The organism is Streptomyces sp. SLBN-31, assembly GCF_006715395.1.
Classification (GTDB): Bacteria; Actinomycetota; Actinomycetes; order Streptomycetales; family Streptomycetaceae; genus Streptomyces.
The window spans coordinates 3,676,890-3,695,982 of sequence record NZ_VFNC01000002.1; the positions used below are offsets into that span (position 1 = coordinate 3,676,890).

Below are 19,093 nucleotides of genomic sequence, written 5' to 3' on the forward strand. Positions count from 1 at the left end.
CTACGACGCTGTTCAGTCGCTGTCCTCCTTGACGAAGATCGAGAAGCGGCGCGCTCCGATCTCCCCCGAGGCGAAGCCGAGGTACACCTTCGGGTCGGAGCCCGCGCGCACCGCGACGCCCTCCGGCTCGCGGTAGGTGAGGTTGTAGCCGGCCTGGGTGCGCTGTTGCTGGAGCAGCTTGCCGGTGGTGACGGAGATGCTGGAGACGTAGGAGTTGCCTCGGCCCGCGGCCGGGTTGGTGGTGGCGTTGTAGGCGGTGCCCGCGAGCTGGTAGACGGCGTCGCGGAACAGGGCGTAACCCTGGAACGGGATCTTGGGGTCGGGGTGGGCGCCGACCTGGGCGAAGTCGGCGACCGGGTTGTCGTAGTCGCGGGCCGTGAAGGCGTCGAGGTCCCAGACGCGGTAGCGGGGCCTGTTCGCGTGGTCGCGGTAGCGGACGGCGATGCGGCCCGAGTCCTGGCAGACCGACGGCTGGTTGTTCGTGGAGCCCGCGATCGGCTTGCGGATCTTGACGTTCGCGGCGGTGCGGGTGGCGCCGTCGGCGAAGTGGAAGCGGGTGACGCCCTGCCCGTAGCCGTGGACGGCGGCGGCCTCGGTCCAGATCCAGGTGGAGCCGTCCTCGGCGTCGCGCTGGATGCCCATGCTGACGCCGTGACCGAAGCCCTTGAGGTACATGTGGCCGAGCCGCTTGCCCTTGTAGTCCAGCTTGTTGAGGCACAGGTCGCCGGCCGCGTGGCCGGTGGCGGTGACCTGGAGCACGTACAGGTGCTTGTTCGGCTCGTCGAAGGCGAACGACTGCAGCACCGTCGGCTCCCTGAGCGTGGCCTTCTGCCACAGCCAACGAACCGACGGCACCGCGAGGTTGATCGCAGAGGTCACGGAGAGTTCCCCAGTCCTGTGGGCGCCCCCTCGGCACCCGCAGGACTTGAGGGTGTCAACCGGCGTTCACCGGTCGCAAGGCTTTCGGCTCACAGGTTTCCGCGCTTGGCCTGCTCCCGCTCGATCGCCTCGAAGAGGGCCTTGAAGTTGCCCTTGCCGAAGCCCATCGAGCCGTGCCGCTCGATGAGTTCGAAGAAGACGGTCGGCTTGTCCTGGACCGGCTTGGTGAAGATCTGCAGCAGGTAGCCGTCCTCGTCGCGGTCGGCGAGGATCTTCAGCTCGCGCAGGGTCTCGATCGGCACCCGGGTGTCGCCGACCCACTCGCCGAGGGTGTCGTAGTAGGAGTCCGGGGTGTTGAGGAACTCCACGCCGGCCGCCCGCATCGTGCGCACCGTCTGGACGATGTCGTTGGTGTTCAGCGCGATGTGCTGGACGCCCGCGCCGCCGTAGAACTCCAGGTACTCGTCGATCTGGGACTTCTTCTTGGCGATGGCGGGCTCGTTGATCGGGAACTTGACCTTGAGCGTGCCGTCGGCCACCACCTTCGACATCAGCGCGCTGTACTCGGTGGCGATGTCGTCGCCCACGAACTCCTTCATGTTCGTGAAGCCCATGACCTTGTTGTAGAACTCCACCCACTCGTTCATGCGGCCGAGTTCGACGTTGCCGACGCAGTGGTCGATGGCCTGGAAGGTGCGCTGGGCCGGCGGCTCGACCATCGGGTTGGCGGCGACGAATCCCGGGAGGTAGGGGCCGTCGTAGCCGGTGCGCTCGACCAGGGTGTGGCGGGTCTCGCCGTAGGTGGCGATCGCGGCGAGGACGACCGTGCCGTTGTCGTCCTTCAGCTCGTACGGCTCGGCGACGCTCTTCGCGCCGTGCTCCAGCGCGTAGGCGTACGCGGCGCGGGCGTCCGGGACCTCGATGGCGAGGTCGATCACGCCGTCGCCGTGCTCGGCCACGTGCCGGCCGAGGAAGTGGCCCCAGGTGGTGGCGGGCTTGATGACCGAGGTGAACACGAAGCGGGCGGAGCCGTTCTCGAGCACGTAGCTCGCGGTCTCGCGGCTGCCGTTCTCGGGTCCCGAGTAGGCGACCAGCCGCATGCCGAAGGCGGTGGAGTAGTAGTGCGCCGCCTGCTTCGCGTTGCCCACGGCGAAGACGACCGCGTCCATTCCCTTGACCGGGAAGGGGTCGGCCTGCCGGGCGGTGTCGGGAGTGTGGTGTGTGGTCTGGGTCATAGCGGCAGCCTGATGCGGAGCGGCAAGGTGCGCAATAGTTTGCGTATCCACTGGACAATCTGTTCAGCGCAACGGCCGCGGACGCGGCATTTCTGTACAGGATGACCATCGCACTCGGGAGGCTGCTGTGGCGATCGATCAGCTCGACGGCCGGATCCTCGTCCTGCTGGCGCTGGAGCCGCGGATCGGGGTGCTGGAGATGTCCCGGCGGCTGGGGGTGGCGCGCGGGACGGCGCAGGCGCGGCTGGACCGGCTCCAGTCGAACGGCGTCATCCGGGGCTTCGGGCCCCAGGTCGATCCGGCGGCCCTCGGATATCCGGTCACGGCGTTCGCCACCCTCCAGATCCGCCAGGGCCAGGGCGCCGACGTGCGGGCACACCTGGCGTCCGTACCGGAGGTGCTGGAGCTGCACACCACCACCGGCAGCGGGGACATGCTGTGCCGGCTGGTGGCGAGGTCCAACGCGGATCTGCAGCGGGTCATCGACCGGGTCGTCGCCATCGACGGCATCGTCCGGGCGGCCACCGCGATCGTGATGGAGAACCCCGTTCCGCTGCGGATCATCCCGCTGGTGGAGCAGGCGGCGCGGGATGCCGAGGGCACGTAGCCCCTTGGGAATGGCGATGCCGACCATACAAAGAAGACGTTGCAAAGGTCTCTTTGCAACGCTACCTTTGTATGCGTGACAGAGCCGCCCCGGACCCCGGAGGTCCGCCATCTCGACGCCCGCTCCCTGCGCGGGCTCGCGCACCCCCTGCGCATGCAGCTGCTGGACGCCCTGCGCTTCGGCGGCCCCGCCACCGCGTCCCAACTCGCCGAGAAACTGGGCGAGTCCAGCGGTGCCACCAGCTACCACCTGCGCCAGCTCGCCGCCCACGGCTTCGTCGAGGACGCCCCCGAGCGCGGCAAGGGACGCGAACGCTGGTGGAAGGCGGTCCACAAGGGCTTCAGCTTCGACGACTCCCTGCTCACGGACACCGACCCGGCCGTCCGCGGGGCCGCCGACCTCTACCTCCACGAGATCGCGATGAGCCAGGTCAGGAACCTGTCCACCTGGCTGGGCGACCGAGGTTCATGGCCCGAGGAGTGGAACCGCGTCTGGGACATGAGCAGCGCGACGCTACGGCTGACGCCGGAGCTCACCCGTGAGCTGATCGAGAAGATGCACGCGCTCGTCGACTCCTACCGCGACCTGGCCGTCGAGGACGACACCGCGGCCCAGGTACGCATCCACACGCACGCCTTCCCGATGACCGACTGAGAGGCCGGCCCCGATGCTGCCCCCCGAATCCCACCTCGCCGCGCACCACACCCGCGCCGCCGAACTCCACGCCGAGGCCGCCGCCCACCGCCTCGCCGCCGAGGCCGTACGCCCCCGCGATCTCCGTGCCCGCCTGGGCTGGACGCTCGTGGAGGTGGGCCTGCGCCTCGCCACACCGAGGCCGGCGCTGATGAACGCCTAGAACTCGGCCGACCAGGGCTCAGCAGGCGGCGACGGAGCCCTTCCCGCTCTCCAGCGCCACCAGCGACTCCACGGCGCTCTTCAGCGTCGTCACCGGGATCAGCCGCAGCCCCTCCGGCAGTTCGGACCGGGCGTCGGAGCACTCGGCCCTGGGGACCAGGAACACCGTCGCCCCGTCCCGCCGGGCGGCCTGCGTCTTCAGCGCGACGCCGCCCACGGCTCCGACCTTGCCGTCGGCGTCGATGGTCCCCGTACCGGCGACGGTGCGGCCGCCCGTGAGGTCGCCGCCGCCGCCGTTGCCGTCGAGCTTGTCGATGATGCCCAGCGTGAACAGCAGCCCGGCACTGGGCCCGCCCACGTCGGCGAGCTTCAGCGTGACCTTGACGTCCTTGCCGGTCAGATGGAGGTAGTCCAGCGCGGCCTCGGTCGCGGCGTCCTGGGACTCCTTCATCTGCGCGCTGTTGTGCTGCTCGATCTCCTTGGTGGACTGTCCGCTGGGGTAGACGGCGTCGCGCGGCATGACGGCCCGGTCCGTGGCGAACCACGCGGAGAGCACGTCGCCGAGCGAGACCCGCGTGTCCGGATTGGTCGCCTCGATCGTCGTCATCCGCAACTGCCCGCTGGTCGTACGGCTCTTCGCGCCCGAGATGGTGATCACCGGGGTGCCCTTGTTCTCCCCGAGCACGTTCGCGGTCATACCGGGCTGCGCCAGCGAGAACGGCAGCGGCGCGAAAACCGCCGTGGCGATCAACGCCACGGCGGGCAGCGCGCAGACGGCGAGGGCCTGGGGGCGTGTGAGGCGAGAGAGCACGGGATCAATCTAACGCGAAGAACCCTTTCAGCCTGCTCCGGGCCACTGGTGCTCAAGGGTCCGCGGGCAGGCGTCACCCCACCCTCGGCGGCCCCGCGCACGCGCTCACTGCAGGGCTTCGGCGACCTCCCGTGCCGCGTCCACCACCCGCGGCCCCACCCGCTCGGGCACCGCGTCGGCCAGCATCACCACCCCGACGCTCCCCTCGACCCCGGTGACCCCGAGCAACGGCGCCGCGGCGCCGCTGGCGCCCGCCTCCAGCTCGCCGTGCGTGAGGGTGTATCCGCACTCCGCCGTCGGCTTGGCCCGCGCGGCCAGGATCGCCTTGCCGGCGGCCCCCCGGTCCAGCGGATGCCGGAAGCCCGCTCGGTACGCCACGTGATAGTCGGTCCAGGAGGGCTCGACGACGGCGACCGCCAGCGCGTCCGCCCCGTCCACCAGCGTCAGATGGGCGGTCGCCCCTATGTCCTCGGCGAGCGAGCGCAGGGCCGGCAGGGCGGCCTCCCGGACCAGCGGATGCACCTGCCGTCCCAGCCTCAGCACACCCAGCCCGACGCGGGCACGTCCGCCCAGGTCACGGCGTACGAGGGCGTGTTGCTCAAGGGTGGCGAGCAACCGGTACACCACGGTCCGGTTCACGCCCAGTTTGGTGGATAGCTCGGTGACGGTCAGCCCATGGTCCGTGTCGGCCAGCAGCTTGAGGACCCGTAGTCCCCGGTCGAGCGTCTGAGAGGTCTCCGCGGTCACGACGCCCACTCCTCCAAGTGGTGAGGTCGGCGACCTCCGAGCGGCAGTGCGTCACCGAGTCCCGTCGGCGACGCGCAACAGAGGCCGCCGATCGGCCGGCGACCCGGCCTGTACCGGGCCGCGTCGCTTCACGGCTGCGCTCCGCGGCGGCGCTGCCACGGGGCGTGTGCGTAGCGGGACAGTAGCGAAGGGGGTTCGCTGAGCGGAAGCCTCCGTCCAGAATCCGGGCACGGGGCGAGAGGGAGTACCTCTGTTTGTCCCGATACGCGCACTGGCCTCACGGGCACCGGTGGTCGGGGGCGGTGTCGTCACCGCATCCGCGTGGCCCACTCCTGCACCTTGGCGATCCGCTGCCTGAGCTGTCCCGCCGTCGCCTCCGCGCTCGGCGGCCCGCCGCACACCCGGCGCAGCTCGGTGTGGATGACGCCGTGCGGTTTGCCGCTCTGGTGGACGTAGGCGCTGACCATGGTGTTCAGCTGCTTGCGCAGCTCCATCATCTCCTTGTGCGAGACGACGGGCCGCCGCTCGGCCGGCAGCTCCAGCAGGTCGGCCTCCGAGTCCGGCTTCTTGCGGCTGTGCGCGATCTGCCGGGCCTGCCGCTTCTGCAGCAGCAACTGCACCTGGTCGGGCTCCAGCAGCCCCGGGATGCCGAGGTAGTCCTGCTCCTCCTCGCTGCCGGGGTGGGCCTGCATGCCGAACTCGGCACCGTCGTAGAGCACCCGGTCGAAGACCGCCTCGGACTCCAGCGCCTCGAAGGCGAACTGCTCCTGCTCGCCGGTGTCCTCGTCCTGCTCCTTGTTCGCCTCCTCCATCTCCTTCTCGGACTCGGCGTACGGGTCCTCCTCGCCCTCCTTCTTCGGCTTGTCGAGGGCGTGGTCCCGCTCGACCTCCATCTCGTTGGCGAAGGTGAGCAGGTCGGGGACGGTCGGCAGGAACACGGAGGCCGTCTCGCCGCGGCGCCTGGACCGTACGAAGCGGCCGACGGCCTGGGCGAAGAAGAGCGGGGTGGAGATCGTGGTGGCGTACACGCCGACCGCCAGCCGGGGCACGTCGACGCCCTCGGAGACCATGCGTACGGCGACCATCCAGCGGTCGTCGCTGTTGCTGAAGTCGTCGATGCGCTTGGACGCGCCGGCGTCGTCGGACAGGACGAGGGTGGCCTTGTTGCCGGTGATCTCGCGGATCAGCTTGGCGTAGGCGCGCGCTGAGTCCTGGTCGGAGGCGATGACCAGGGCGCCCGCGTCCGGGATGCCCTTGCGGACCTCGGTCAGCCGCTGGTCGGCGGCGCGCAGCACGCTCGGCATCCACTCGCCGCGCGGATCCAGGGCCGTACGCCAGGCCTGGCTGATCGCGTCCTTCGTCATGGGCTCGCCGAGCCGGGCGGCGATCTCGTCGCCCGCCTTCGTCCGCCAGCGCATGTTGCCGCTGTAGGAAAGGAAGATGACCGGCCGGACGACGTGGTCGGCGAGGGCGTTGCCGTAGCCGTAGGTGTAGTCGGCGGCGGACCGCCGGATGCCGTCGTTGCCCTCCTCGTACGTGACGAAGGGGATCGGGTTGGTGTCGGACCGGAACGGCGTACCGGTGAGCGCGAGGCGACGGGTGGCCGGCTCGAAGGCCTCCAGACAGGCCTCGCCCCACGACTTGGAGTCACCGGCGTGGTGGATCTCGTCGAGGATGACAAGGGTCTTGCGCTGCTCCACCCGGTTGCGGTGCAGCATCGGCCGCACGCCGACACCCGCGTAGGTGACGGCGACGCCGTGGTAGTCCTTGCCGAGCGGCCCCGCGCTGTACTCGGGATCGAGCTTGATCCCTATCCGCGCGGCCGCCTCCGCCCACTGCTTCTTCAGGTGCTCGGTCGGCGCGACCACGGTCACCTGCTGCACGACGTGGTGGTGCAGCAGCCAGGAGGCGAGCGTCAGCGCGAAGGTCGTCTTGCCCGCGCCGGGTGTGGCGACGGCGAGGAAGTCGCGCGGCTGCTCCTGGACGTACTTCTCCATCGCCCCCTGCTGCCAGGCACGCAGTTTGCTGGCGGTGCCCCAGGGAGCGCGGCCTGGGAAGGCGGGAGAGAGGTGGTGGGAGTGCGAGGCGGAGCTGGTGGCGGCGGTGGTAGTCACGATCTCCGGGGGTGGGTCGGGCGGCTCGGTCTACGACGGTCGGGGTCCGGCTCGGTGTGCGAGGTCGGGGTGCGGCTCGGTGTGCGAGGTCGGGTGCGGCTCGGCTACGTATGACAACCGGGCCACCCTACCGGCGAGCCACCGGTGTCAACGCGCGGACAAGGCCGGGTCGCCCGTGGGTGGGACCCACGTCACAGCCGGCTCGACCGCCCCGGCCATGACCGCCCCTGCTACGGCCGTCCTCGCAGCCGGGTGGCCACCCAGGCCCCCACCAGGGCCACCCCGGCCATCGGCAGGAACACCGCCGCGAAGGCCGCCGGATGCGAACCGGACGCCTGGGTCGCCGCATGGCTCACCGCTCCCCCGCCCAGCGCCGCGAAGGCCGCGCCACCCGCCGCCAGCAGGACGGTGTTGGACAGGCCGTCGGAGATCTGGAGGGCTGCGGAGTTCGCGCCGGCCTCCTCGGGGGCGGACAGCTGGAGCAGAAGGACGCTCGTGGACGAGATCACCAGGCCCATGCCGAAGCAGCCGACGGCCCAGGCGACGGCGACGGTCCACACCGGAACCGAGTGGATGAGCACACTGGGCGCGGTGGCGATCGCGGCGGTCACGAGCAGCATGCCCACGGTCATCAGCCGTTCCCGGTACGGCTCCACCCGCGCCCGGGACTGCAGCCACGACCCCAGCGCCCAGGTCCCGCCGCCGGCTGCGAGCGAGAACCCGGCCAGCGTCGGGCTGAGGCCCCGTTCGGTGACCAGCATCAGCGGCACGAAGGACTCGGCGGCGACGAAGGACCCGGCGGAAACACCGCGCAGCAGCACGACGGACGGCAGCCCCCGCGCCGCCCGGTAGGTGCCGCGCGGGAGCAGCCCGAGCACGGCGGGCACGAGCAGCGCGGCGCCGGCGAGGCCGGGGAGGAGGGAGAGCGGGCGCAGGTCCTGGGCGGCGTACTGGAGCAGTCCGGCACCGAGCGAGACGCCGAACGCGAGCCGGATGCGGCGCCGGTCGGCGGAGGGGGTGGCGGCGTCGCCGGGGGCGGCCACCGGACCTCCCGCGCGCCGCCGTATCTGGGGCAGCGCGAGCGCGAGGGGGAAGACGACGAGGACGGGGATGCCGATGAACACCCAGCGCCAGCCGAGGTGTTCGGTGACCGCGCCGGAGGCCAGCGGCCCCACGATCGACGGTACGACCCAGCCGGCCGCGAACCCCGCCATGATCGCCGGCCGCAACCGCTCGGGGTAGGCCCGCCCGACGACGACGTACAGGGCGACGATCACGAGCCCGCCGCCCAGCCCCTGCACGGCGCGGCCCAGGATGAACAGCCACATCGCGGACGCCGTCCCGGCCAGCAGCAGGCCCGCAGCGAAGCACCCGATCCCCGTGGTCAGCGCCCAGAGCGGGCCCCGCCGGTCCGACCACTGCCCGGCGAACACCATCCCGAACAGGCTGGTGGTGAAGTACCCCGAGAACGCGAACGCGTACAGCCCCACGCCGTTCAGCTCCCGCGCCGCCACCGGCATCGCCGTCCCCACGGCCGTCGCCTCGAACGCGATCAACAGCACGACGGAGACGATCCCGACGCTGAGTGCCCGGTACTCCCGCCCCAGCACGCCCTCCTCGGCACTGCCCTTGGTCTGGTCTGCGACGGCGGTGTCACGCGGTTCGAGGACGGTCATGCCCGCCAGCGTAAGGTGCGCAGCCGCCCATCACCCCTGTCGGAGGTCCCCCCGGCCCTCGGACCTTGGTCGTACGCCCGCCCCCTCGCCCGCTTCATGAACGGCGTATGGCAGTCCCGTTGCACCACCCCCGATCCCCTTGAGCCCCGCCACGACCCGCCCCTACGGTCGACTCACCGAGTTCGGGCGAGCCCCACCGCCCACCCGACCCCGGCCGTGTGCCCGAGTGGTTCAGGGACTCGCCTGCAAAGCGAGTTACGCGGGTTCGATTCCCGCCACGGCCTCTGATGCGTTCGTCTCTTCCGCAACAGCGGCACAACCCCGGGTGCCCCTCGGGTGTCCATCACATGACCGGGGGTCGAACCGCCGGTCGTCGTGCTGTCTGTTTTCGACGAGGAGATCCACGTGCGCCAGCACCTGCGCTCGTACATCCGGTCCTCGGCCGCCTTCGTGGCCGCCTTCGCGATCGCCGGGGGCGTCGCGCCCGCGGCGCACGCCGAGGACGCGGGGGCCGATCTGGTGGTCTCGGCGCTGCCGAAGGCTTCGCCCAAGCCCGGTGAGGTGTACGACCAGGACGTCGTCATCACCAACAAGGGCACCGCCGCCGTGGACGGCGTCAGCTTCCGGGTGCGGCTGACCCGCGGGCTGGACTTCCCGGAGCCGGTCGCGGGCTGCAGCTATTCGACCGTCGAGGACCAGGTCCGGCAGGCCGTGTGCGAGATCGACGAGGTCGTGCAGCCCGGCGCCTCCATCAAGACCGCCGTACGGTTCAAGGCGCTGCCCAAGGCCCTGATGGAGGCCGTCGAGTACGGCACCGGCACGACAGGTGAGACGCCGGGCGAGGGCTTCACCGACAGCTACCGGCGGCTGGCCCTCACCGCCGACAGCACCGCCGACCTCGTCGCCGTCGGCGACGACACCGAGGCCCTCGCGGGGGACGCGCAGTCGGTCACGGCGACGCTGCGCAACGACGGCCCCGGCTGGATACGCAACCAGGAGAGCGACGACCAGCCCGCGCTCATGGTGCACATCCCGGCGGGCACCACCGCCACCGAAGTACCCAAGGACTGTTCGCCGTTCGGGATCGACGGCCCGTCCGCTCCGGGCGGGACGCCGGGCGCGGACGTGTACGTCTGCACGCCCGCCGACCACACCATCGAGGTCGGTCAGTCGCTGCTCTACACCTTCATGCTGAAGATCGACGCCGATGCGAAGACCACCACCAGCGAGGTGAAGGCGACCTCGGTCTACGACATCCACCCGGCCTTCGACAAGAACCCGGCCAACGACAAGGCCCAGATCCACATCGCCATCCCCACCGACAACGAGGAGGACCCCACCACCTCGGGCGGCTCCACCGGCGGTTCCACGGACGGCGGTTCCACGACCGGCGGTGCGGCGGACGGCGGTTCCGGCAGCGGTGGCCACGGCAACGACCCGCAGGGCCAGGCGGCCGGCGGTACCGGGTCCGGTGGCGGCTCGGTGACCGGCTCTCTGGCGAGCACCGGCTCCGACGGCGTCCCGGCGGTCGCCGGTGTCGCGGGCGCCGCGGCCGGACTGGGTGGCCTCCTCGTCCTCGCCGCACGCCGGCGCCGCGCGGGCACCGGGGCCTCCTGAGGCCTCGGCCCTCGGCGGACCGCGTTCGGGCACCGGTCGTCCGGCGCCCGGACGCGTCAGAGCACTCCGCCCGCCTCGTCCTGGAAGGCCTGGGTCCAGTAGTGCCAGTCGGCCGACGTGGTCGTGGTCGTCGGGTCGACCGAGGCGAGCACTTGGAGCATGGTCGCGGCGAGTTGGTCGTAGGCCTGGGTCGTGAGCTCGTGGGAGAGGTACTTGTCGATGCCCCGCTCGCGCTGGTGCAGCCAGAGGGTGAAGGCGAGCGTGGAGACGTCCGTGTTGAGCGGGTAGAGCCTCGCCTCCGGCTCGCTCCAGTTCAGGACCTCGCCCGTCGCGCCGTCCACCACCAGGCTGTTGTCCTCGACGAGGTGACCGAGGCGTATCAAGTGGTCGGCGCGCGCGGGGAGTTCGAACGGTGAGGCGGTGCCTGGGCGGTCGTCCGCCGCGTACTCGGCGAGGGTCTGCAGCGGCACCTCGGTGTCGAGTTGGAACAGGACCGTGTCCTCCGGCAGGCCCGTCTCGCGCAGGAAGCGGCGGGTCGGCTCGTGCGTGAGCGTGGCCGGGAAGTCGACGTCCTCGAAGCGGACCACACGCGCGTGGCCGAACTCCTCGTCCAGGAGGCGGGCGGGGACGTCCAGGGTGAGGCCGGTGCGGGTGCCGGGGCCGGCGGCGAGGGCGAGGGGGCGGATCAGCGCCGCGGCCTTCCAGTACGGCGGGACCCGGCCGTCCGTGCCCTCCTCGAACAGGGCCAGCAGCTGCCGGGAGGCCTCGGCCGCCGCCTTGGTGCCGTGGCGTCCGGCGAAGGACGCGAACTGCCCGCGCAGGTCCGCCAGTTCCTCGGTGACCACGGCGAACCGCACGAGCGCCTCCAGCGAGGGCGCCAGGGGGCGGTCGTCCATCGCCTCGAAGAGGTACGCCGTGCTGATCTCGCCCGTGCCGCCGTCGAGGAGGATCGACTCCGCATCCATGCCGGCGGGCGCGAGGAGTTCGCCTATCACCAGCCGGTCCCGCAGTTCCCGATCCGGTCCGAAGGCCCCGTCGGTGCTCTCCGCCAGCGTGCGCACGCCGTCCGTGCGCAGCACGGCGAACGTCAACAGGGCGCCGGAGCCCGGCAGTCCGGGACCCGTCAGCCGCCGCCGCGTCGGGGCGTGCGTGACGTACGGGTCGAGTTGGTCCTCGGTGAACGTGATCGCCGCGACGGCGGTGTCGGTCGTCATGCCCTTTGCTCCCCCGGATTTCCCGCTGCGGCCGGCCCGCTGTGTCCGCCCGCAGTCCCGCACGGGGACAGCCGACCGGACGTGGACGCGGCCTTGCCGTCCGCCTCGTGGCGGGCAGCCGTCCCACTGCTCGGAACAGTACGCCCCACCACTGACAACGGCCCCTCATCACAAGACGCTCGGCGCCCCCTCGCGCGTTCCCTTTCCGCGAGAACCGCGGGAATCGCCGCCACCCCCTGCCCCACGAACACCCGCGAGGTGTCCGGCGACGGCTACTGCGAGGTGACGACCGCGGCCTGCGGGCGGATCGGCAGCCGGTTCACCGGGCGGCCCGTCGCGGCCCGGACGGCGGAGGCGATCGCGGCGGGGGACGTGACCACCGGGACCGCGCTCACCGCCTTCGCGCCGAACGGCGCCACCACGTCCCGCTCCTCCACGAGCTTGACGATGCGGATGTCCGGGGCGTCCAGGGCCGTCGGCAGCGCGTAGCCGGTGAGGTCGGGGTGGCGGATCAGCCCGCGCGCGGTGCGCAGGTTCTCCGTCAGCGCGATGCCCACGCCCTGGATGACGCCCGCCTCGATCCGGGCGGCCAGCTGGGCCGGGTTCAGGACGCGGCCGACGTCCTGGGCGAGCGCCAGCTCCACGACCCGTACCGAACCGAGCTCGATGTCGACGTCGACCACCGCGCGGATCGCGCAGAAGGCCATCCCGACGAACGCGTCGCCCTGGCCGGCGCCGTCGAGGGGCTCCGTGGGGTGCGGCCGGCACTGGGCCGTCGCCCACAGCTCCTTGCCGTCCATCGCCTCGGTGACGGTGGTCGACAGGACCCCGTCGTACGAGGTGATCTTGCCGTCGGTGATCTGGAGCAGTTCGGTGGACATGCCGAACTTGTGGGCCAGCGGCTGCAGGAGCTGGGTGCGGACCATCTTGGCCGCGCGTTCCACCGCGCCGCCGGAGACCCAGGTGTGGCGGCCGCGGCAGCCCGCGCCGGCCGGGGGCTGGTCGGTGTCGACGGGGGCCACGTGGACCTCGTCGATGCCGAGGGTCTCCTGGACGATCTGGCGGGCCAGCGTGGTGAAGCCCTGGCCGGTCTCGACGGCCGCGCACAGCACGGTCGCGACGCCGTCCTGGACCTTCACGGTCGCCGTGGAGACCTCGTCGGCGCCCTCCGCGCCGAGCATGTGGACCATGCCGAGGCCGTAGCCCACGCCCCGGCGCACCGCGCCCGGTTCGCCCGCGCCCTCGGGGCCGCCGGGCAGCAGCCACTCGTCCTCGGGGGTGTCCTTGGGCAGCGCGGGCAGCGGGAAGTCCCGTACGGCCTGCAGCAGTTCCGCGACCGGCGCCGGGCAGGTCACCGTCTGCCCGGTGGGCAGGACGTCACCGGTGGCCAGGACGTTGCGCAGGCGCAGCTCCGCCGGGTCGACGCCGAGCTTCTTGGCCAGCTTGTCCATCTGCGCCTCGTAGGCGGCGCACACCTGCATGGCGCCCTCGCCGCGGACGTGGCCGGAGGGCGGGTTGTTGGTGCGTACGGCCCAGCCCTCGATGAAGGCGTTGGGCACGACGTAGGGGCCGCAGGCGAAGCCCACGGCGGCGGCCAGGGCCTCGGAGGAGGTGTCGGCGTAGGCGCCCGCGTCGAGCAGGATCTGCGCCTCGACCTTGACGAGCCTGCCCTCGGCGTCGGCGTGGTGGCGGTATCTGAGGAGCGTGGGGTGGCGGTGGACGTGGCCGAGGAAGGACTCCTCGCGCGTGGCGGTGAGTTTGACCGGGCAGCCGGTGCGCAGGGCCAGCAGGCCGAGGGGGAGCTGGAAGCCCTGGTCCTCGCGGTCGGCGGTGGCGCCGGGGACACCGGTGACGACGATCTTGACGCGCTCGGGTTCCAGGCCGTAGCAGGCGGCGGCCGTGTCGCGGTCGGCGTGCGGGTCGGTGGAGGCCAGGTAGAGCTCGACGCCGCCGTCCGGGCGCGGGACGGCGAGGCCGGCCTCGGCGCCGATGGGGGCCGGGTCCTGGCGGCCGATGCGGTACAGGCCCTCGACGACGATCTCGCCGGCCGCGTCCGGGTCGCCGTGGCGCAGCGGGATGTGCCGGATCAGGTTGCCGTCGGGGTGCAGCGGCTCGGCCTCGAAGGCCTGCTCGGGGTCGGTGACGGGGTCGAGGACCTCGTACTCGACCATGATGGCCGCGGCGGCCATGCGGGCGGTGTCGGGGTGGTCGGCGGCGACGGCGGCGATGGGTTCGCCGTGGTGGCGTACGACCTCCGAGGCGAAGACCGGGCGGTCGGCCTTCCCGCGTCCGTGCACCGGGGTGCCGGGGACGTCCTCGTGCGTGACGACGGCCCGGACGCCGGGCATCTCGCGCGCGTGGGAGGTGTCGATCGACAGGATGCGCGCGTGCGGGTGCGGGGAGCGCAGTACGGCCGCCCACAGCAGGCCCTCGGCCCACAGGTCGGCCGCGTACGGGAACGTGCCCTCGGTCTTGGCCCGGGCGTCGGCGGCCGGCAGGGAGGCGCCGAGGCCGTGCGGGATCGGCTCGGGAGCGGGTGCTGCCTCCGCGGTGGTGGTCGCGGTGGCGGCTTCGTTGCTCACGCCTGGCCTCCGTCCTGTCCGTACGCCTGGTCGTGCGGGGCGGGGTCGAACGCCGACGGGTTGACACCGCCGGCCCCCGGACCCGCCTGGTGGGGAATACGTGCCTCGTCGCCGTCGTGTTCGGCGTCCGCGGCGTTGTGCGCCTGTCGTTCGGCGACAACCTCCTGGACGGCGTCGACGACGCCCCGGTAGCCGGAGCAGCGGCAGAGGTTGCCGCACAGGGCCTGGCGGGTCTCCAGCTCGGTCGGCGCCGGGTTGCCCTCCAGCAGGTCGTGCACGGTCATCGCCATGCCGGGCACGCAGAAGCCGCACTGGACGGCGCCGCAGCGGGCGAGCGCGCGCTGCACGTCCGACGGCTGCCCGTCCTCCGCGAGGCCCTCGACGGTACGGACCTCGCTGCCGGCGGCGGTCACGGCGGGCACCAGGCAGGAGGCGACCAGGCGCCCGTCGACCTGGACGTTGCACGCGCCGCACTCGCCCTGGGAGCAGCCGTCCTTGGCGCCGGCGAGCCCGAGGCGCTCGCGCAGCACGTAGAGCAGTGACTCGCCGATCCAGGCGTCGGAGACGGGGCGTTCCACGCCGTTGACGCGCAGGACGTAGGAGGCGAGGGGGTGTTCCTCACCGGGAAGCGAGGGCGCGGGTTCCTCGGAGGCGTCGGTGGTGCCGGCGGCTCCGGTGGGGTCCGGGGCGTCGGAGACCGGTGCGGCGTCGTCGGTGTCCGGAGCGTCCGCCGGGGCGGTGGCGGCCCCGGCCGCCGTCGGCTCGGCCGCCTCCGCCCGGTCGTGCGTCTGCGAGCCGTCACCGGGCCCTGTGAACGCCTCTGCGGGCCTCTCGGGGCCCTCAGTGGGCTCCTGGGCCTCCTCGGCCACCCCGGCGGCCTCACGGGCCCCTTGGACGGCCTGTGAGGCGGCCGCTGCGGCGTCGGACGCGGAGGCGTAGCCCTCGGCGGCCCCGGCCGCGTAGTCACCGGCCCGGGCCGGGGCCGCGCCCGCGGCCTCGTGGCCGGCGGGCTCGCTCTCCGGCGGCCGGAGGTCCCGCGGATGTTCGCCGGTGTGCGGGGCCGCGTAGCCGGTGCCGTCGGCGGGCCCGTGGCCGGTGGGCTCCGGGCGTCCCGGCGTCGGCGGTGCGCCGGGGTGCCCGTGGGCCGGGCCGGCGTCCGTGGGCCGGCCGGGCGCCTGCCCGATGGCGTGGTGGCCGGTGTCGTGGTGGCCGGTGTCGGTCCGTCCGTCGTCCGTCCGTCCCGGGGCGGTGTCCGTGCCCGCCGCCGACGCGAGGGGCCGTCCGGCGCCGTCGGTTCCCGTCGGTTCCGCGGTCTCCTGCCCCCACGGCCGGCCCGCGCCCTCCGTCGCCCAGGGGGCGGCCGCGCCGCCGGGGAGGGTCGCCGGGGGTGTTCCGCCCCACTGCTGGACCAGGGACGACGTAGTGAACTCGCCCGATTCGTCCGGAAGATCGCCGTTGGCGACGGGGATCGACCACTGGCCGGTGACGTCCTGGCCGGCCCCGGGGCCGCCCTCGGTGCGCGCCGGATCCTCGTAGGCCCACTGCTGCGTGGTGGCGGGGTTGTACGTGAACTGGTCGTTCCCGGCGCCGTGCGGCACGGCGTTGGGGTCGGGCCACTGGGCGCCGTCGGCCGGTGCGGCCCAGCCGCCCGGGGCCTCCGGGTCGCCGCCCGGCGTGGTCTGTATCTGCGGCGGCACATAGCCGTGGCCGCGCGCGGCGAGCGGGCTGTCCGCGGCGGCGAGGAGCGCGTCGATGCCGCCCTCGGGAAGTTTCACGAAGGCGGTAGCGCCGTCGTCGTAGTCGCCCTGGGGCAGCGGGTCCCAGCGGCCGCCACTCTGGGGCGGGGTGCCCTCTCCGTGCTGGTCGTCGGTCACGACAGCGCCCTCCCCAGTGCTCGTCGGGCCAGCGCGGCGACGGTGCGCCGCAGGTGCAGAACGGCGGGCGGAAGCTGCGGTACGGATCCGTCGGCCTCGGGGGCCGGGTCGGGGATGCAGGCCGCGGCGACGTACTCCCCGAAGGCCTGCAGTGCCTCGGGGACGATCGCGCGGCCGTTGTCCCAGTCGATCAGCCGGGCAACCCACTGCTCGGCGTCCAGCGGACGCAGCGGCATCGGCGCTATGGCGCCGACGGCGCACCGCACTCCGCGCCGCGCGGGGTCGAGGACCAGTGCGACGGAGGCCATCGCGCGGCCCGGTCCGGTCCGGCCGGTCGCCTTCAGGAAGACCTGCGGCGCGTGCAGCAGGGGCACGCGCACGTAGCCGATGAGTTCGCCGCCGCGCAGCATGTCGACGCCGGCCAGGAGGTGCGACACCGGGATCTCCCGGCGGGCTCCGCCCGGGCCCGCGATGATCAGTGTGGCCTCCAGGGCGGCCAGGACGGGCAGCGCGTCCCCGGTGGGCGCGGCCGTGGCGATGTTGCCGCCCAGGGTGCCCGCGTTTCGGATCTGCGGTGGGCCCGCGGCGCGGGCGGCGGCGGCGAGCGCCGGGATCAGGGCGGCGAAGTCGGGGCGGCCCATACGCGCGTGCGTGAGGCCGGCGCCGAGGAGCGCGTGACCGTCCTGGTACTGCCAGCCGCGGATCTCGCTGATCCGGCCGAGGCCGACCAGCGCGGCGGGCCTGAGCTGCCCGGAGTTGACGGCGGCCATGAGGTCCGTGCCGCCCGCCACGGGCACGGCGGCGGGCATGGCGACGAGGGCCGCCACGGCCTCGTCCAGTGTCGTGGGCAGCGTGACGGACTGCGCCGCCTGCGGTGCGTGCGTGGTCAAACCGGCTGCCCCTTCCCGCTGCCCCACCTGGTCCCACCTGTGTTGCCGTACGGTACGTGCTGACAGGGCGGACGTGGCAACTCTGGCACATCTTCGAGGCACCCGAAGACGGGGGTCCACTACGAGGCATTCGCCCCCGCCACCAGGGAGATGGTCTGTTTTGGCGGGCCATAGCCGGTGCGCGCGATTTGCCACTCTTCGGTGATGCTTACGACGGTTTTCCACCGCGCGTTCGGGAGGGCCGGTTGCCCGTTCGGGGACTACCTGTTCGGAGGTGCCCCTCGATCGGGCGGCCGGGCACCCCGGGGCGCCGCTGCCACGGCCGGGGCCCGGACGGTGGCCGATAGCCGACCCCCAGGGCGTCCAGCCGCCGGTAGTGCTCGGCCATCCGCTCCTCGAATCCGGCGAAGTCCCGCTCATCGGGGGCGGGCAGGCGGCTCCAGGCGACCTCGGCGAAGGCGGCGAGCCTGGGGAAGGCCTGGTAGTCCACGCGCGCGTGGTCCTCCATCACCTCGGTCCACACATTGGCCTGCGCGCCGAGGACGTGCGCGGCCTCCTCGGGCGCCAACTGTGGTGGTACGGGCTCGAAACGGTAGACGTCCTCCAGAGTGCGGACGTAGCCGATGGGCACCGGCTCGTCGGCGCCCGCCTCCTGACGGTGGTCCAGGTACACGTACTGCTCGGGGCACATGACGACGTCGTGGCCGGCCCGGGCGGCGGCGACCCCGCCGCCGTAGCCCCGCCAGGAGGAGACCGCGGCCCCCTTCGCCAGCCCGCCCTCAAGGATCTCGTCCCAGCCGATCAGACGGCGTCCGCGCGCGGTCAGCCAGGTGTCGAAGTGGCCGACGAACCACGCCTGGAGGCCGTCCTCGCCGGCGAGTCCGAGCTCCCGGATGCGGGCCTGTGCGGTAGGGGAGCTCCGCCACTGGTCCTTGAGGCACTCGTCGCCGCCGATGTGGACGAACCGCGAGAACTCGGCGGCGTCCGCGGGGAAGAGACCGAGCAGCTCCTCGAAGACGTCCTCGTAGAAGCGCAGGGTGTTGTCGGTGGGGGCGAGTACGTTGGGAGAGATCCCCCAGTCGTCCCAGACGGAGAGGGTGGTGGTGTCGATGACGTCGGTGTTGCCGAGTTCCGGGTACGCGGCGATGGCGGCCTGCGAGTGCCCGGGTACGTCGATCTCGGGGACGACGGTGATATGCCGCTCGGCGGCGTAGGCGACGATCTCCCGGATGTCGTCCTGGGTGTAGTAGCCGCCGTGCGGCTTCTCTTCCCACAGCGGCGAGGCCCGATGGCCGAATCTCGTACGTGCCCGCCATGAGCCGATCTCGGTCAGCCCGGGGTACTTGAGGATCTCGACGCGCCAGCCCTGGTCGTCCGTCAAGTGCAGGTGCAGGACGTTGAGTTTGTGCGCGGCCATCAGGTCCAGGTAGCGCAGGACGCCGTCCTTGGGCATGAAGTGCCGGGCCACGTCGAGCATGAGGCCGCGCCAGCGGAAGCGGGGGGCGTCGCGGACGGTGACCGCGGGCACCTCCCACCGTCGCCGCGAGGTGACGGGGGCGCGGCGGAAGGCGTCGGGGCCGAGGAGTTGGCGCAGGGTCTGGGCGGCGTGGAACAGTCCGGGCTCGGCGGCCGCCCGCAGCGTGATCGCGTGCCGGTCGACGGTCAGACCGTAGGCCTCGGGGTCGTCGGACTCCTCCGGGGCGATGCGCAGCACGATGCCGTCGCCGGTGTGCGGCGGCAGCGGCAGTCCCGTCGCCGCGCCGACGGTGCCGCGCAGCCACTGCGCCACCCGCTCGGTGCCCGGCCCGGCGTCGATGCCGGAATGGGCGACGAGCAGATGGCCAGGGCCCTCGCCGGGCGGTGGCGCCGAGAGTTCGTCGGGCGCCGGGATCAGTCCCGTCCGTACCGTCACATCAGCCCCTCAGCGTCGCGCAAAGGTCCCCGGGGCACGCCGGACGCGCCCCGGGGACCTGACAGATCCCGGCCGGAAAC

At 72.7% G+C, this 19,093-nt stretch carries 15 protein-coding genes and 1 tRNA gene; 5 read left to right on the plus strand and 11 right to left on the minus strand.

Annotation, left to right across the window (positions count from 1 at the left end; all coding sequences use genetic code 11):
* Positions 1-12 precede the first annotated feature (12 nt).
* Together FBY22_RS36685 and hppD are read right to left on the minus strand one after the other, a co-directional pair.
* The gene (locus tag FBY22_RS36685) at positions 13-879 is read right to left on the minus strand and encodes a Teichoic acid biosynthesis protein C (Precursor) (protein ID WP_142152266.1); all 867 of its coding nucleotides are present in this window, start codon (positions 877-879) and stop codon (positions 13-15) included.
* Positions 880-968: 89 nt separating this feature from the next.
* Positions 969-2,114, minus strand: coding sequence for a 4-hydroxyphenylpyruvate dioxygenase (hppD, locus tag FBY22_RS36690; RefSeq protein ID WP_142152267.1), 1,146 nt, complete (start codon positions 2,112-2,114; stop codon positions 969-971).
* A 127-nt stretch (positions 2,115-2,241) separates the two neighbouring features.
* On the opposite strand from hppD, the gene FBY22_RS36695 reads away from it, so the two are divergent.
* From FBY22_RS36695 to FBY22_RS36705, 3 genes are all read left to right on the plus strand, one after another.
* A complete protein-coding gene (locus FBY22_RS36695; protein ID WP_142152268.1) occupies positions 2,242-2,721 on the plus strand; it encodes an Lrp/AsnC family transcriptional regulator in 480 nt (159 codons plus the stop codon).
* A 75-nt stretch (positions 2,722-2,796) separates the two neighbouring features.
* Positions 2,797-3,375 carry a transcriptional regulator gene (locus tag FBY22_RS36700; RefSeq protein ID WP_260845289.1) on the plus strand — a complete coding sequence of 193 codons (579 nt, stop codon included), beginning with the start codon at positions 2,797-2,799 and terminating at the stop codon, positions 3,373-3,375.
* 16 nt (positions 3,376-3,391) lie between these two features.
* Positions 3,392-3,577 (plus strand): hypothetical protein, encoded by a 186-nt coding sequence (locus FBY22_RS36705; RefSeq protein WP_142152642.1) that lies wholly within the window; start codon positions 3,392-3,394, stop codon positions 3,575-3,577.
* 18 nt (positions 3,578-3,595) lie between these two features.
* Here the strand turns inward: FBY22_RS36705 and FBY22_RS36710 are convergent, their stop codons facing one another.
* From FBY22_RS36710 to FBY22_RS36725, 4 genes are all read right to left on the minus strand, one after another.
* The gene (locus FBY22_RS36710; protein ID WP_142152270.1) at positions 3,596-4,387 is read right to left on the minus strand and encodes a S16 family serine protease; all 792 of its coding nucleotides are present in this window, start codon (positions 4,385-4,387) and stop codon (positions 3,596-3,598) included.
* A gap of 105 nt (positions 4,388-4,492) precedes the next feature.
* Positions 4,493-5,134, minus strand: a complete 642-nt coding sequence (locus tag FBY22_RS36715) for an IclR family transcriptional regulator (RefSeq protein ID WP_142152271.1) — start codon at positions 5,132-5,134, stop codon at positions 4,493-4,495.
* A 308-nt stretch (positions 5,135-5,442) separates the two neighbouring features.
* Positions 5,443-7,248, minus strand: coding sequence for a DEAD/DEAH box helicase (locus tag FBY22_RS36720; RefSeq protein ID WP_142152272.1), 1,806 nt, complete (start codon positions 7,246-7,248; stop codon positions 5,443-5,445).
* Positions 7,249-7,478: 230 nt separating this feature from the next.
* Positions 7,479-8,924, minus strand: a complete 1,446-nt coding sequence (locus tag FBY22_RS36725; RefSeq protein WP_142152273.1) for an MFS transporter — start codon at positions 8,922-8,924, stop codon at positions 7,479-7,481.
* Positions 8,925-9,136: 212 nt separating this feature from the next.
* Here FBY22_RS36725 and FBY22_RS36730 point away from each other — a divergent pair.
* Both FBY22_RS36730 and FBY22_RS45820 read left to right on the plus strand, forming a co-directional pair.
* Positions 9,137-9,208, plus strand: a tRNA-Cys gene (locus FBY22_RS36730).
* Between the two features lie 121 nt (positions 9,209-9,329).
* Entirely contained in the window at positions 9,330-10,541 is a 1,212-nt protein-coding gene (locus tag FBY22_RS45820; protein WP_142152274.1) for a hypothetical protein, read from the plus strand.
* Positions 10,542-10,597: 56 nt separating this feature from the next.
* On the opposite strand, the gene FBY22_RS36740 is transcribed toward FBY22_RS45820, so the two are convergent.
* From FBY22_RS36740 to FBY22_RS36760, 5 genes are all read right to left on the minus strand, one after another.
* Complete coding sequence (locus FBY22_RS36740) at positions 10,598-11,755, minus strand: SUKH-4 family immunity protein (protein WP_142152275.1); 1,158 nt, start codon at positions 11,753-11,755, stop codon at positions 10,598-10,600.
* Between the two features lie 272 nt (positions 11,756-12,027).
* Positions 12,028-14,337, minus strand: coding sequence for a xanthine dehydrogenase family protein molybdopterin-binding subunit (locus FBY22_RS36745; RefSeq protein WP_142152276.1), 2,310 nt, complete (start codon positions 14,335-14,337; stop codon positions 12,028-12,030).
* Positions 14,334-16,211, minus strand: coding sequence for a 2Fe-2S iron-sulfur cluster-binding protein (locus tag FBY22_RS36750; protein ID WP_142152277.1), 1,878 nt, complete (start codon positions 16,209-16,211; stop codon positions 14,334-14,336). Before FBY22_RS36750 ends, FBY22_RS36745 begins: the two co-directional genes overlap by 4 nt.
* The gene (locus FBY22_RS36755) at positions 16,208-17,101 is read right to left on the minus strand and encodes a xanthine dehydrogenase family protein subunit M (RefSeq protein ID WP_142152278.1); all 894 of its coding nucleotides are present in this window, start codon (positions 17,099-17,101) and stop codon (positions 16,208-16,210) included. Before FBY22_RS36755 ends, FBY22_RS36750 begins: the two co-directional genes overlap by 4 nt.
* 208 nt (positions 17,102-17,309) lie before the next feature.
* The gene (locus FBY22_RS36760; protein WP_260845290.1) at positions 17,310-19,013 is read right to left on the minus strand and encodes a beta-N-acetylhexosaminidase; all 1,704 of its coding nucleotides are present in this window, start codon (positions 19,011-19,013) and stop codon (positions 17,310-17,312) included.
* Positions 19,014-19,093 lie beyond the last annotated feature (80 nt).